The following is a 14,961-nucleotide window of genomic DNA, read 5'->3' as shown; positions in this document are numbered from 1 at the left end:
GCTCTGTGAGGGCGTGAGGTCACGCCCTCACAGTGACGCGCGGTCCGCGACGACGAGCACGCAGGTCGGTCCCGAGACGCCGTGCACCGCGCGGATCGCGTGCGGCTCCCCGGCGTCGATGACGTTGACCGCATCGCCGCGGCTGTCGGCGACGAGCAGCAGCCCGCCGTCGAGCACGAGGTCGCGCGGCCAGCTGCCGCCGGACCCGGACTCCTGCGGATCGACGAGGCCGTCGTCCGTGCGCCGCGCCTCGAGCACCGTCCCCGGCCCGCGATTCGCCACGACGATCGTGCCCTCCCCGGCACGGATCGCCGACGGCATGACCTCGTCGGCGCCCGAGAGCGACGACGGGATGCCGCGCGCGAAGCCGGCAGGGTCGTCGAGGGCGTCCCAGCGGACCTCGCCGGAGAGCTCGCACGCGACATAGAGCAGGCCGTCGGCCACGACGACGTGCCGTGGTCCGCTCCCCTCGGGCAGTGCGAACCGGTCCGTCTCACGCAACGCGCCGTCGGCCGTGACCTCGATCCGCCGCACGACGTCGGCGCCGAGGTCGGGCACGAGGAACGCGCCGTCCACCTCGAGCACCTGGTGGGGGTGCGAACTCTCCTGCCGCGGCGACGGCCCGGAGCCCTCGAAGCGCAGCTCAGCGGTGCTGCGCAGGATCGCGCCGTCGGGGGCGAGCCGGTACAGGGTGACGGAGCTGGTGCCGTAGTCCGCCGTCAGCAGGTGTCCGCCGTCGGCCGACACGGCGAGGTGCGCCGCGCGGCCGGGCGCACGACCGACGCTCTGTTCGAGCAGCGCGCCTGCCTCCGTCACGGTGTAGGCAGTCACCGTCCCCTCGCCGGCGCGCTCGCTCGCGGCGTAGACGATCGGCAGGGTCGGGTGTGCGGCGACGAAGGCGATCGGTCCGGTGGAGACGGCGTCCGTCACCGTGAGGGAGGTCGTCCCGTCGTCCGCCGTCAGAGCCAGCAGCTCGAGCCGGCCACCGCCGTCCGCCCCTCGGTCGGCGGATCCCACCAGGACCCGCCGGGTTCGCCCGGCGCTCACGCGGTGGCCACGGTCGGCTGCTGGTCGAGAAGGCGTCGGCGCTCACGGCGCCGTTCGGCCTGCCGGTCGGGATCGGCCACGGGCGACGCCAGGATCAGCCGCTGCGTGTAGATGTGCTGCGGGTGGGAGATCACCTGCGCAGCCACCCCCGTCTCGACGACGTCACCGCGGAAGAGCACGCACACCCGGTCGCTGATGTGCCGCACCACCGCGAGGTCGTGCGAGATGAAGAGGTAGGCCACCTTGGTGCGCTCCTGAATCTCGGCGAAGAGCTCGAGCACGCGCGCCTGCGTGGTGAGGTCGAGCGCGGAGACCGGCTCGTCGCAGACGATCAGCCGCGGCTCGGGTGCGAGCGCGCGGGCGATCGCGATGCGCTGCCGCTGGCCTCCCGAGAACTCCTGCGGGCGCCGGTCGACCGAGTCGGACGGCAGGCCAACCTGGTCGAGCAGGGTTTTCACGCGTGCGCGGGCGTCCCGCGACGACGAGCCCTGCTGCACGATCGGCTCGGAGAGGATGTCGCCGATCGCCATCGCCGGATTGAGGGAGCTGTACGGGTCCTGGAACACCACCTGGATGTCCTTCGCCAGCGCGCGGCGCTGCCGCTGACTCGTCGCGGTGATGTCCTGCCCGTCGAACCGGATCGATCCACCGTGCACCTTGGCGAGGCCGAGCACCGCGCGACCGATCGTCGTCTTGCCGGAGCCGGACTCCCCGACCAGCCCGAGGGTCTCGGACTCGCCGATGTCGAAGCTCACGCCGTGGAGCACTTCGGTCGCCTTGCGCCGCCCCTTTCCGGCGAACTGGACGCGGAGCTGGTCGACATCGAGCAGCGCGCTCATCGTGCGGCCTCCACCAGGCGATCGACCGGGGCGGACGGCGCCGGCGAATCGTCGTCCTCGAGGATCGCGTCGAGCAGCTGGCGCGTGTACGCGTGCGCCGGTGCGCGGAAGACCTCGCGCGTCGTGCCCGTCTCGACGATCTCGCCGGACCGCATGACCGCGATCCGGTCGCAGATGTCGGCGACGACGCCGAAATTGTGCGTGACGAGCAGGATCGCCATCCCGTACTCCTTCTGTAGGTCGCGGAGGAGGTCGAGGATCTCGGCCTGGACCGTCACGTCGAGGGCGGTCGTGGGCTCATCGGCGATGAGCAGCCGCGGCCGGCTCGCGATCGCCCCGGCGATGAGCACGCGCTGCGCCATACCGCCGGAGATCTGATGCGGGTAGGAGTCGAAGACCCGTTGCGGGTCAGCGATCTCGACCCGCGCCAGCAGGTCGAGCACGGTCTGCCGCGCCTCGCGCCGGGACACCCGGAGGCAATGCCGCACGCGCTCCGTCAGCTGCGATCCGACGGTGAACGACGGATCGAGGTTCGACATCGGCTCCTGCGGGATGTAGGACACCACCCGACCGCGGAGCGCAGCGAGCTTCGAGTCGGCCAGGCCGACGAGCTCGCGACCCTCCAACCGCACCGATCCACGAGTGACGAGCGCCTCGGGCGCGAGGACGCCCAGGATCGCGAACGCGGTCTGCGTCTTGCCGGATCCGGACTCGCCGACGAGGCCGACGACCTCCCCCTCGGCGACCGTGAGACCGACACCCTTGACGACCTCGCGCAGTCCTTTCGTGCCGGGAAACGAGACCCGGAGGTCCTCCACCGCGAGCACAGGGGCGTGGGCGGAGATGCTGGAGGTCGGGGTCTGCTCGGGCGCGGCGCCGTCCGCGACCCGCAGACCGTGCACCGGCTTGGGGCGCTTCGGCCGCGGACCGCTGAAGGCGTCCCGCAGCGAGTTGCCGAACAGCACGAGGGACCCGGTGATCAGGCCGAGGCAGATGCACGGCCACACGAACTGCAGCGGGGCCGCGTAGATGTTGTTGAATCCGGACGAGATCATGAGGCCGAAGCTCGGCACGTCCTTCGCGCCGACGCCGAGGAAGGCGAGGCCCGACTGGGCCGCGACGGCCGCCCCCATGAGGAACGCGGTGTTGACGATCACCGGGCCGCGCACGCTGAACAAGACGTGACGGGAGAGGATCCGGAAGTCACGGAGCCCCGAGACGCGCGCCGCGTCGATGTACAGCTCCTTCTTCACCCCCAGCACCAGGTTCCGCACGATCCGGTAGGTGCCCGGGGCGAGGAGCACACCGAGTATGAGCATGGTCCACCGGTAGTCGCCGCCGGTCAGCGGCAGGAGCACGATCAGCGTGATCAGTCCGGGGAAGGTCATGATGAGGCTGGAGACCCACTCGACGCTGTTGCGCACCGTGCTGCTGAAGTAGCCGCCGACCAGGCCCGCCGTGAGCCCGATCGCGAGAGCGACGCTGGCGCCGATCAACGCGGAGATCAGGCTGGTCTCGATCGAGTACAGCAGTCGCGACAGGATGTCCCGGCCGCTCTCGTCGCCGCCGAGCGGGTAGCCGGGCGTGCCGACGCCGGCGTTGATCGCGTCGAGGTTGGCGGCATTGGGGTTGTGCGGCGCGATGAGCGGGCTGAGGAGCCCCGCCGAGAACAGGACGATCAGGAGGATCGCGGTCACGATCGCCTGCGGGTCCTTCAGCAGATGGCGCAGCACCGATCGACGCGGCACGGTCGAGCTCGTCTGGTCCGCCGGATCCGGGATCACTGTGATGCTCAATGGGTCCTCGCTTTCGGGTTCAGATAGCCGTTCGCGATGTCGGCGAGCAGGTTGACCACGACCACCAGGATCACGCTGACGAGGGTGACACCCATGATGACGGGGACGTCGATGGTCTGCGCCGAGCTGAAGGCGAACGACCCGAACCCCGGGAGGGCGAACACGTTCTCGATGATGACCGAGTAGCTGAAGAGCTGGATGAACTCCAGCGACATCACGGTGAGCGCAGGGCTCGCCGCGTTCCGCAGCGCATGCTTCAGCACGATCGACCGGGTGGGGACGCCGGCGGTACGGAGGGTGCGGACGTAGTCCTTGCCGAGCTCCTCGATCATCGATCCGCGGATCTGCGCAGTCATGCTGGCCATGCCGGCGATGACCAGCGCGACGACCGGGAGCGTGATGCTGCGCAGCCATCCGTACGGGTTGTCGGCGAACTGGACGTAGCCGGTGGCGGGGAACATCTTCAGTTCGACGGCGAAGACGACCACCAGCACGATCGCCGTCAGCAGCGCCGGGACGACATGCCCGACGAGTGAGATCCCCTGCGCGACCCGGTCGGCGGCCCCGCTGCGGGATGCCGCCCAGACCCCCAGGACGACGCTGACGATCACGGCGATCAGGAGCGCGGGGAAGACGATCGACATCGTGACGACGATGTGCGACAGCACCGAGGGCCCGACGGGCAGGGTGGTGAACAGCGACGTTCCGAGGTCGCCGCGCACTGCGTGCACGAGCCATTCCCCGTACTGCACCAGCACGGGGCGGTCGTACCCGAGCTCGTGCTCGCGCCGCGCGACGGCGTCGGGGGTCACGTCGGGCCCGAGCAGCGTCGAGATCATGTCGTGGAACGACGTGCTCAGCAGCAGGAAGGTGATGAAGGTCACGAGGACCGCGAGCACCACCCCGGTGAGGAGACGCCGTAGCGCGTAAGTAATCACGGGTCGAACTCCTTCTGCCCGAGGGGCCGCCGCGAGGCGGCCCCTCGGGTCAGGGTCACTTGCCGGCGATGCCGAACTGTCGGATGTCGGAGGGGAGCCCGGCGCGGTCCACGAACGCCACGCCCTCGGACGTCGCCCACAGTGCGCTGGTCATAGTGACCGGGGCGGCCAGCGCCTGGTCGACCGCGTACTTGTTCAGCTGCTTGTAGAGTTCGATCGACTTCTGGGCGTCCGGCGTGGTCGTGATCTTGTCGTAGAGTGCGCTGATGGTCGGATCCGTGTAGCGCTCCGGGTTGACCGTTCCGCCCTGCGGGGTGAAGTAGAGTGCCGCCGTATACGCGTCGGAGACGATGCCCGACTGCTTCAGGTAGATCGGATACTTGCCGGTCAGGATGATGCTCGCGGTCTGGGACTCCGGGATCGGCACCCACTTGAGCGTGATCCCGACCGCCCCGAGTTCCTGCGACAGCGTCGGCTCGTATTGCGTGGTGGCCTGGCTGCTCGGGATCTCGACGGTGAAGCCGTTGGGGTAGCCGGCCGCGGCCAGCAGCTTCTTCGCCTTCGCCGGGTCGTACGGGTAAGCCTTCTCCAGACTCTGGTCGAAGATGTCGCGCGAGGGGAAGAAGACCTGGTCGGTCGCGGTGCCGAGGCCCAGCAGGAGCTTCTTGGCGATGCCCTCCCGGTCCAGCGCGTAGTTGACGGCCTGCCGCACCCGCACGTCCTTGAACTGCGGGAACGTCTTGCCGTACTTGTCCAGGAACAGCAGCCAGTACAGCGTCGACGCGCTGGTCTTGGTGACGGTGGCGCCCTGCACGGCCTTCGCCGCGGCCTCCTGCTGCGCCGTGATGGCGGTGGCGTTCACCTGGCCGGCCTTGAAGCCGTTGATCTGCGCCGTCGGGTCGTTGTCGATGACGATGTTGATCGTCTTGAAGGGGAATGCCTTGGCGTCCCAGTAGTCCTTGCGCTTGTTGAGGACGTACTTCGTGCCCGGGACGGTCGCCTTGGTGTCGAGCGTGTACGGACCCGACCCGATGGGGTTGGTGGCGACGTCCGGGCTGTTCAGGTCGGAGGCCTTGGCGATCACGCCGACCTCACGGCCCATCAGCGAGACCCACTTGGGGTCGTAGTTCTTGAAGTGGACCACGACGGTGGTGTTGTCGGGCGCATCCGCCGACGCCACCGAGGTGTCGATCGACTGCATGTAGCCCGGCGTCGTGACGCTGTGGTTGATCGTCGCCGCGACATCCGACGCGTGCACGGGGCTGCCGTCGCTGAACGTCAGCTTGTCGCGGAGCTGGATCGTGAGCGTCTTGCCGTCGGGCGAGTAGTTCCACTTCTTGGCGGCCCACGGGGTGACGGCGCCGGTCTTCGGGTCCCAGTAGGCGAGGGACTCGTAGATCGACCCCCAGATGTACCGGCTGGCCGTCGGCTGCATCTGAGCAGGGTCGAACGTGAGCGCGCTCGGTGGAATGGCCAGGTTCAGGGTGTCGGTGGCCTTCGACGATGACGAAGAATCGGCGTTCGACGATCCGCCGAGCGGGGAGCAGGCGGCTAGGGGAAGTGCGACGGCGATCGCGGCCGCGACGGCCGCGATTCGGAAACGCCGGCGGGTGGGTGTGCGGAACAATTCAAACTCCCTCGTATGAATGCGGGCAAAACCGGGCAAAGCTGGCACTAGCGGTGTGCGTCTTGTCGGCGCGGACGCCGGGCCACCGGGCTCGCGCCCATCTCGTCGAACCGGCCGTGCGGGGGCGCCCGGACGACGTACGAGGAGCTTAACTCCGGCGTGGTAGATTCCACAATACATTTGTTTACTTCCGCACCATGGAATTTGTGAGGTCAGCATGGAATATCGTGAACTGGGCAGTTCCAACGTCCTGGTCAGCCGCCTCTGCCTGGGAACGGGCAACTTCGGGTACAACGAGTCGTGGTCGGGCGATCTCGCCGCCACCGGCGAGGATGAGGCGTTCCGGATGATGGACGCCGCGCTCGACCTGGGCATCACCTTCTTCGACACCGCGAACGCCTACGGCAATCACGGCCGCGGCACCAGCGGCGACACGGAACGCATCATCGGCCGGTGGTTCGCGCAGGGCGGCGGCCGGCGCGAGAAGGTCTTCCTCTCCACCAAGGTCGGCCGGACCATGTTCGACAACGACTACGACGGCCCCAACACCCGCGACGGCCTCTCACTGTGGAAGATCCGCCGTCACGTCGAGGACTCGCTGCGCCGCCTCGGCACCGATCATGTCGAACTGCTCCACATGCACCGCATCGACCGCAACGCGCAGTGGGACCAGATCTGGGAGGCCTTCGAAGGCTTCGTCCGCGCCGGGAAGGTCGACTACATCGGCAGCAGCCAGACCTACGCCTGGGAGCTGATGAAGGGGCAGGAGGTCGCGCGCCGTCGCAACTTCATGGGGCTCGTGAGCACGCAGCACCGCTACGACATGCTGACGCGCGCCGCAGAGCTCGAGGCCTTCCCCTGCGCGATCGACCAGGGCATCGGCGTCCTGCTGTTCAGCCCGCTGCGCCGCGGAGTCTTCGCGGTCGACCTGCTGGAGCCCGAGAACCGCCCGATCAACGACTCCGACGCCTGGTACGTGGAGAAGTACCGCACGCAGTTGACGGAGTACGCGAAGCTCTGCCACGACCTCGGCTACTCGCCCGCCGTGGTCCACACCGCCTGGCAGCTGACCCAGCCGGCGATCACCGCGCCGATCATCGGCCCGGCCGACGTGAAGGACCTGGAGGAGCTCGTCCAGAGCGTCGATGTCGAGCTCAGCGCCGACACGCTTGCCGAGATCGACCGGATCTTCCCGCCGCCTCCCGGCCACTTCTACGACGTGGAGCCGCAGCCGATCCGTCCCGTGTCGTGGGCGTAGTCCGGCCGACCGAGGACGGGAGCAGCATGCGCATCACCATCGCCAACGACGAGGTGGCCTTCGTCTCCGACAGCCACGGCGCAGAGCTGCACTCGTTGCGCTTCAGGGACGAGGAGCTCGACTACCTCTGGATGCCGGCCGAGCCGGGGCTGGGGCGGACCTCCACGTGCTTCCCCCTGCTCGGGACCGTGCCGGACGGGCGGTACGAGTTCGCAGGCGCCGTCTATGACATCCCGATGCACGGGTTCGCGCGCAGCACCGACTTCGCCGTGGTCGACCGCACCGACGACAGCGTCACGTACGAGATGACGGACACCGCGGAGACCCTCGCGGCGTACCCGTTCCCGTTCCGGCTGCGCGTGCGGTACGCGCTCGACGGGCCGACGCTGGTCACCGAGTACGCCGTGGACAATCCCGGCGACGCGACGATGCTCTACTCGGTCGGTTCGCATCCGCGCTTCACCTGCCCGGTCGACCCGGGCGAGGGCGTGGCGTTCGCCGACCACGAGCTCGTCTTCGACGCGCCGGAACGACCGGAGAAGCTGGTGCGCACGTTCGGACCCCGCGAGGCCGTCGACGCGGCGTTCACCCCCGATCGCCGCCGGCTCCGGCTCGACGACGGGCTCTTCACCGAGGGCGCCTTCTGCTTCGGGTCGCTCGACTCCGACCGGGTCGTCGTCGCCAGCGACCGCAGCAGGCGTGCGCTCGCGCTCGACTTCCCCGGCGCCTCGCACCTGCAGGTCTGGAGCGTCCCCGGCTCGCCGTTCGTCGCGCTCGAGCCCTGGTACGGCGCCATCAGCGGCAACCCGCCGCGCGAGGAGGACGGGTTCTGGGACCGGCGCCCGGGGACGCTCGGGCTCGCGCCTGGCGCGACCGCGACGCACTCCTTCCGGGTCACACCGATCCGCTAGGAGAGGCGCTAATTCCGGGAGATGACATTTCATTTCCGTCACGGGTTACCATGAGGGAGGCGGACTTCGAGGTCGGGCAAACCCGTAAGCTGAGCCTGTTTGGGCCGAGCGCCCACGATACTTGTACATCGAGTCGGAGAGGGGGGACATGGCCGACAACGCTGCCGCGACCGGTGTCCAATCCGTCGAACGCGCATTCAACCTGCTGGAATACATCGCCGAGGCGGGTGACGCATTGACGCTGAGCGAGCTGGCGTCCGTCTCCCGGCTCCCGATGCCGACGATCCATCGGCTGCTCCGCACCCTTGCGGCGCAGGGGTATGTGCGTCAGCTCCTGAACCGGCGATACGCGCTGGGCCCGCGCCTGATCCGGCTGGGCGAGAACGCGAGCAAGCAGCTCGGGGAGCTCGCTCACGCGCCCCTCGCCGGCCTCGTCGATTCGCTGGGTGAGACCTCGAACATGGCGGTGCTCGATTCGTCGATGGTGCTCTATGTCGCCCAGGTCCCGTCGAAGCACTCCATGCGGATGTTCACCGAGGTGGGTCGCCGTGTGCACGCCCACAACAGTGGAGTCGGGAAGGCGATCCTCGCGCAGCTCGGCGACACCGCCGTGCGCAACATCATCACTCGGGTCGGCATGCCGACACCGACAGAGAAGAGCATCGGCACCATCGACGATCTTCTGGTCGAACTCCAGAGAATCCGTGATCGCGGCTACTCGATCGACGACGGGGAGCAGGAGCTCGGCGTCCGCTGCATCGCGGTCTCGGTGCCGGATGCCCCGACTCCGATGGCGATCTCCGTGTCCGGGCCCGCTGCTCGAGTGGATGCCGCCTTCACGGAGCGCGCGGTCCCCCAGCTGCAGTCCGCGGCCCGCGCCATCGCCAAGGAACTCGACGAAGGCCGCTAGAAGCGCTAGAAGACCGACCCCGGGTTGAAGATGTCGTCCGGGTCCAGTGCCGCTTTGACGCGCCTGTTCAGCGCCATGACGTCGGCGCCGAGATAGTCCTCCAACCACGCCTTCTTCATGCGGCCGACGCCGTGCTCGCCGGTGATCGTGCCGTCGAGCTCGATCGCGAGATCCATGACCTCGCCGTAGGCGCGCCGCGCCCGCGCCGCCTCGTCCTCGTCGACGGGGTCGAAGACGATGAGCGGATGCGTATTGCCGTCGCCCGCGTGGGCGATGACGGCGATGGCGACGCCGAGCCGGCGCGAGATGGCGTCGATCCCGAGGACGAGCTCACCGAGCCGAGGGATCGGCACGCCCACGTCCTCGAGCAGAATCGTCCGCCGGCGTTCGACGGCCGGGATCGCCATCCGCCTCGCCGCCGTGAACGTCTCGCCCTCGGCCGGGTCGTCGGTGGTGTAGACGTCGCTCGCGCCGTTGCGATCGCAGAGCTCTTCGACCAGCGCGATCTCGGCGGCGGCGAACTCGGCCGGCTCGTCGGATTGGACGAGCAGCAGGGCCGCGGCCTCCCGGTCGAGCCCCATCTGCGTGATGTCCTCGACCGCGTTGATCGAGGTCCTGTCCATGAACTCCAGCATGGAGGGCCGCGTCCGCCGGGTGATGTCGAGCACCGCCTGCGACGCCCCCGCCAGCGTCGGGAACGACGCGACCAGAGTGATCGGCTGGCGTTGCTCCGGGACGAGCCGCAGCACGACTTCGGTGATGATGCCGAGCGTCCCCTCGCTGCCGACGAACAGCTTCGTGAGGGAGAGCCCCGCGACATCCTTGAGCCGCGGCCCGCCGAGCGTCACGGCGCTGCCGTCCGCGAGGACCACGGTCATCCCGAGCACGTAGTCGGTGGTGACCCCGTACTTCACGCAGCAGAGCCCGCCGGCGTTAGTGGCGACATTCCCTCCGATCGAGCAGAACTCGAACGAGGACGGATCCGGCGGATACCAGAGGCCGTGCTCCCGGGCCGCGGCTTTGACTTCGGAGTTGAAGGCACCCGGCTGGGCCACCGCGATGCGGGTGACCGGATCGATGGAGATGTCCCGCATCCGATCGAGGGAGACGACGATGCACCCGGCCTGGGCTGACGAGCCCCCCGACAGCCCGGAGCCGGCGCCGCGCGGGATGACACCGAGCCCATTCGCGGCCGCGAACCGCACTGCCGCCTGAACGTCCTCCGTGGACTCGGCCCGCACGACCGCGACGGGCACGCCGACATCAGGGTCGAGCGCACGATCCCAGCGATAGTCGTCCATGCCGGCAGGGTCGGTGATGACGCCACCCTGCGGCAGCTCTGCGATCAGCGCCGCGAAGTCGGAAACAGAGGACCACGTCATTGGGCTCAACTTTCACAATAAGGAAACTTGATTCCAAAATCTATGCCTTGCGGGGGTGGGTGTCAATCCACGGGTCGGCGCGATGGAGGAGCCGCAGGCCAGTCCGCCGCCTTGTCCTGCGCAGCGCAAGAAAGTGCTCCAGGCGCTTCACCTGCTGGGCAGGTCACCTGGAGCACTCGCCGCCCGGCGCCTACGCGCTCAACCGCGGATAGTCCGTGTACCCCTCGGCCCCCGGCCCGTAGAAGGTGGCGGCGTTGGGCTCGTTCTCCGGGTGCTCGCCCCTCCAGCGCTCGACGAGGTCCGGGTTCGCGATCGCGAGACGGCCGACCGCCACAGCGTCCGCGTGCGAATCCTCGACCAACGCGATCGCCTCGTCGCGCGTCGTGACGGAACCGAATCCGCTGTTCACGATGAACGGGCCGCCGAAGCGCTCGCGCAGGTCCTGCACGAGGGCGCCCGTCGGCTCGCCGTGCAGCACGCTCACGTAGGCGAGGCCGAGCGGCGCAAGCCCGTCGACGACCGCCTCGTAGGTGGCGGTGGCGTCGGCGAGGTCGGTCTCGAAGACGTCCTGGATGTTGTGCATCGGCGACAGGCGGATGCCCACCCGCCCCGCACCCACGGCCTCGGCGATCGCCGTGGTCACCTCGACGACGAAGCGGGCACGCGCCTCCGGGCTGCCGCCGTACTGGTCGTCGCGGATGTTGGACACCGGCGACAGGAACTGATGCAGCAGGTAGCCGTTGGCGCCGTGCGCCTCCACGCCGTCGAAGCCGGCCGCGATGGCGTTCTTCGCCGCCGTGACGAACTCGTCGCGCACGATCGCGAGCTCTTCGGTGCTGAGCGCGTGCGGCACCGGGTAGGCCGCCTTGCCCGCGAGAGTGCGCGCCTCACCGTCGATCGCGACCGCGCTCGCCCCGACGACACGGTCCGTCCCGTTGATGAGCGGGTGCGAGACCCGGCCGCTGTGCATGAGCTGCATGACGATCCGGCCGCCCTTGGCGTGCACGGCGTCGGCGACGGCGCGCCACCCGGCGATCTGCTCATCCGTGACGATGCCCGGCTGGCCGGGATACGCGCGCGACTCGTGGCTCGGGTAGGTTCCCTCGGAGATGATCAGGCCCACGCTCGCCCGCTGCGCGTAGTGTTCCGCCACCAGCGGCCCCGGGACACCGGCTTCACCCGAACGCGTGCGAGTGAGCGGCGCCATCACGACGCGGTTGGGAAGGTGGAGGTCGCCGAGCGAGACGGGGGAGAACAGATCCATCGAGGGGGTGCCTTTCAGTTTGCGGAAGCAGCCTTTGGCCCGAACAGCTCCCATGCCCCCACTATTCCGGTCAGGCGAGCGCGACGCGCTCCGGCGCATGCGCGGCGAACATCTGCTCGTCCACATACTTGGCATCCCGCCCCATCCCCATGAGCGTCGGTGAGGCCACCGAGTACTGGAACGGCAGTCCCATGAACGCCAACCCGGGCACCTCTGTGGCGACGCCCCGCTCGTGCACGGGCCAGCCGTGCGCGTCGAACGCGGCCGGGATGTCCACCCAGTCGAAGCGCGGCAGCGAGCCCGTGCACCAGACGACCGTGGTCGCGTCCAGCTTCTCGCCGTCCTGGAGGACGGGGCGCCCTTGCTCTACCCCGACGATCCGTCCCACGTGGCGGGCGCCCGCCTTTTCGAGGTCCGCCATGTGGTTGCGCACCAGGTTCACGCCGTGTCCGCGGTGCTCCTGCTGGAACCGGCGGCCCTTCTCCGTGTCGATCGTCGTGTTCCGCAGGCGTCGGACGAAGATACCGAGCATCAGGTTTCCGAGCGGAGTGTCGATCGGGACCGGCACTTCGCCTGGGACGCGTCCTGCGATGGTGGTCGGGTGACCCGAAGCGATGGAGTCCAGCGCGATGTCGGTCCCGGAGTTGCCGGCGCCGACGACGAGGACAGGGCCCGGGAGAAGGTCTTCAGGGCCCCGGTAATCCACCGAGTGGATCTGGTGGATCGAGGGGTCGAGGTCGCGTGCGAACCTGGGGATGATCCGCTGATGGTGTGCGCCCGCGGCAACGATGACGCGGTTGGCGGTGACGTCCTCGCCGCCTGACAATGCGAGGCGGAACGCCCGAGGCGCATCGAGAGTCAGCCGCTCGACCCGGGTCGAGGTGCGCACCGGCAACTGGGACGCCACCGCGTACTGCTCCAGGTAATCGGCCAGTTGGGCGCCGGTCGGGTAGTCGAAGATCCCCACGTCGATTCTCATTCCGGGCAGGCTCGCCCAGCGCCGCGGGGTGAATAACCGCAGCGAGCGATACCGTTCGCGCCAGACGTCGCCGATGCGGGCATGCTCGTCGAAGACGGCGAAGTCGACTCCTCGAGCGGCTGCGAAGTGTGCGGCGTGCAGGCCGGCCGGGCCGCCGCCGATGATGGCCAGATCTAATGCTGCCGTGGACATGAGGCCTCCCTTTTGCCTCACGGTACGGTCGGGCTGCCCGACAAGCATCGGCAGAAATGACCAATTCAGGACGCCGGCACCAAGTCGTGTTCGAAGGCGTACGCAGTGGCCGCCGACCTGCTGGGCACGTCGAGTTTGGCCAGGATGTTGCCCACGTGCCGCGCGACCGTGCGCTCGCTGAGGAACAGCCGCTCGGCGATGCCTCGATTGGACAGTCCGTGCGCGACGAGGTCGAGCACTTCCCGCTCCCGGCGGCTCAGCCCGGGATCCGGGGCCGTCGTTCCGGTTCGGGCGGCGGCGCGTTCGAGCCGCGCCAGGTCGGGCACAGCACCGAGTGCTTCGAACACGGTACGGGCCGCGTCGAACTCGAGCTGCGCTCCCTCTTCGTCGCCGGCCTCTCGGGCAGCCCGCCCCAGCGCGAATCGTGTCCGGGCCGCGTCGTAGGGTGCATCCAGGCGCCGCCACAGAGACCACGCGGTGCGAAGCAGCGTGAGCGCGTCGATGATCGCAGCCTCGGCTGTCGCGACCTCGCCATCCGCCTGTGCCGACAAGGCCCACAGGTAGAGGGTGTCGGCGACCTCGGCGCAGTCCCGCAGTCCGTCGGCCGCCACCCGGGCACGCGGAACCTGCCGCATCGCGAGAGCGACCTCGACGGCGGCGGCGAGCAGCTCCGCCCGAAAGGCAGGCTCGACGGCCGCTGCCCGGGCGCGCTCGAGCCCGGCCCAGGCAACGTCGAGCTGTCCGGCATCCCGGTGCAGCAGGGCAAGGCCCGGCTGCACCACGCGGCCCATCGCCGACGCCTGCCGGTACGCGTTCCGTGCCTGGGCGGCGCGTCCCGCGACTCGATGCAACTCACCGACGCGGTACCACGCATTGCCCAGCGTCTCCGGGCGCTCTTCGGTGCGGCAGACGCTATCGGCAGCCGCCACCGCCGACGCCCACTCGCCGCCGATCTGCATGACCGTCGCCCGGTGGAGCGTGCACTCTCCTCGAAACGGCTGGAGTCCTCGCTGCGCGTCGCACCATTGCCCCAGGTCTTGCGTCCATACACGCGCCCGTTCGATGTCGCCTCGAGCGAGCAGACTCGCGATCGTCGCGCAGTAGGCCGGGCCGGCTGCGCGATCAGTGACGCCGCCCGTCCCGATGAGCAGCATGACCCGGTCCATACAGGCCAGGGCCTCCTCGATCCGGCCCAGGCGCATGAGCGCGCGACCCTCCCCCATCGTCGCCAGAACCTCGACGTCTGGATCCGCCTGTTCGGCAAGGCCGGCGGCATCGTGATAGAGAAGCGCGGACGCCGGAATCTCCCCTCTCGCAAACGCCACTTGTGCGCGGCACAGCTCCGCGCACGCATCGACGAACGGATCGCCGGCGAAGCGGGCGCACAGTTCGAACAATCGAGCCATCCATGTCTGGGCCTTCACGACCTCGCCGTGCTCGGCGAGGGTGAATCCCAGCCAGAAGACGCACCGGACGGCGCCCGCTCCATCGCCGCTCTCCAGGTGCTTCAGATGCCCACGTTCCCAGGCTCTGGCCGCGACGTCGTCCCGCCCGATGAACCACGCCGCCTGGCCGAACTCATCCAGCTCGGCCGCAGAGAGCGAGGCCTCGTCGCTGAGGAACTGTGCGAAGCGCCCGGTCCAATCCACGACCGGGGCCTCTCGAATGGCCATGCGAGAAGTATCCGCGCGGCACCCCGCCTCCCGCAATGCGTCCACCCCGACGAGCACGGGTACGTGGATCCGCTCTGCTGGGAAGGTCAGCAGCTCATTCCCCGTCACCTTCGCGGGCGGGGCCGCGAATTCGCTGAGTGGCACG

General features: G+C 69.1%; 12 protein-coding genes. 3 read left to right on the top strand and 9 right to left on the bottom strand.

Annotated elements, in window-relative coordinates:
* Positions 1-27: 27 nt before the first annotated feature.
* From AC3A3H_RS09150 to AC3A3H_RS09130, 5 genes are read right to left on the bottom strand one after another with little or no spacing between them, the layout of a single operon-like run.
* Positions 28-1,047 carry a lactonase family protein gene (locus AC3A3H_RS09150; RefSeq protein WP_487614248.1) on the bottom strand — a complete coding sequence of 340 codons (1,020 nt, stop codon included), beginning with the start codon at positions 1,045-1,047 and terminating at the stop codon, positions 28-30.
* Complete coding sequence (locus tag AC3A3H_RS09145; protein ID WP_487614247.1) at positions 1,044-1,886, bottom strand: ATP-binding cassette domain-containing protein; 843 nt, start codon at positions 1,884-1,886, stop codon at positions 1,044-1,046. Before AC3A3H_RS09145 ends, AC3A3H_RS09150 begins: the two co-directional genes overlap by 4 nt.
* Positions 1,883-3,682, bottom strand: a complete 1,800-nt coding sequence (locus AC3A3H_RS09140; RefSeq protein WP_487614246.1) for an ATP-binding cassette domain-containing protein — start codon at positions 3,680-3,682, stop codon at positions 1,883-1,885. The genes AC3A3H_RS09145 and AC3A3H_RS09140 overlap by 4 nt, the downstream gene beginning before the upstream one ends.
* Positions 3,679-4,620, bottom strand: coding sequence for an ABC transporter permease (locus AC3A3H_RS09135; protein ID WP_487614245.1), 942 nt, complete (start codon positions 4,618-4,620; stop codon positions 3,679-3,681). The genes AC3A3H_RS09140 and AC3A3H_RS09135 overlap by 4 nt, the downstream gene beginning before the upstream one ends.
* 55 nt (positions 4,621-4,675) lie before the next feature.
* The gene (locus AC3A3H_RS09130) at positions 4,676-6,247 is read right to left on the bottom strand and encodes an ABC transporter substrate-binding protein (RefSeq protein ID WP_487614244.1); all 1,572 of its coding nucleotides are present in this window, start codon (positions 6,245-6,247) and stop codon (positions 4,676-4,678) included.
* Between the two features lie 217 nt (positions 6,248-6,464).
* Between AC3A3H_RS09130 and AC3A3H_RS09125 the strand changes: the two genes are divergently transcribed.
* From AC3A3H_RS09125 to AC3A3H_RS09115, 3 genes are all read left to right on the top strand, one after another.
* Positions 6,465-7,505 carry an aldo/keto reductase gene (locus AC3A3H_RS09125; protein ID WP_487614243.1) on the top strand — a complete coding sequence of 347 codons (1,041 nt, stop codon included), beginning with the start codon at positions 6,465-6,467 and terminating at the stop codon, positions 7,503-7,505.
* Positions 7,506-7,531: 26 nt separating this feature from the next.
* Positions 7,532-8,416 carry an aldose epimerase family protein gene (locus tag AC3A3H_RS09120; RefSeq protein ID WP_487614242.1) on the top strand — a complete coding sequence of 295 codons (885 nt, stop codon included), beginning with the start codon at positions 7,532-7,534 and terminating at the stop codon, positions 8,414-8,416.
* A 148-nt stretch (positions 8,417-8,564) separates the two neighbouring features.
* Positions 8,565-9,326, top strand: a complete 762-nt coding sequence (locus AC3A3H_RS09115; protein ID WP_487614241.1) for an IclR family transcriptional regulator — start codon at positions 8,565-8,567, stop codon at positions 9,324-9,326.
* A 5-nt stretch (positions 9,327-9,331) separates the two neighbouring features.
* Here the strand turns inward: AC3A3H_RS09115 and AC3A3H_RS09110 are convergent, their stop codons facing one another.
* The 4 genes from AC3A3H_RS09110 to AC3A3H_RS09095 form a co-directional block, all read right to left on the bottom strand.
* A complete protein-coding gene (locus AC3A3H_RS09110; RefSeq protein WP_487614240.1) occupies positions 9,332-10,708 on the bottom strand; it encodes an FAD-binding oxidoreductase in 1,377 nt (458 codons plus the stop codon).
* A 190-nt stretch (positions 10,709-10,898) separates the two neighbouring features.
* Positions 10,899-11,972 (bottom strand): alkene reductase, encoded by a 1,074-nt coding sequence (locus tag AC3A3H_RS09105; protein ID WP_487614239.1) that lies wholly within the window; start codon positions 11,970-11,972, stop codon positions 10,899-10,901.
* Between the two features lie 70 nt (positions 11,973-12,042).
* The gene (locus AC3A3H_RS09100) at positions 12,043-13,143 is read right to left on the bottom strand and encodes a flavin-containing monooxygenase (RefSeq protein ID WP_487614238.1); all 1,101 of its coding nucleotides are present in this window, start codon (positions 13,141-13,143) and stop codon (positions 12,043-12,045) included.
* Between the two features lie 65 nt (positions 13,144-13,208).
* A complete protein-coding gene (locus AC3A3H_RS09095) occupies positions 13,209-14,816 on the bottom strand; it encodes a LuxR C-terminal-related transcriptional regulator (protein WP_487614237.1) in 1,608 nt (535 codons plus the stop codon).
* Positions 14,817-14,961 lie beyond the last annotated feature (145 nt).

It is taken from the genome of Leifsonia sp. Soil_N53 (assembly GCF_057655165.1).
This window is presented reverse-complemented; position numbering and strand designations above follow the sequence as displayed.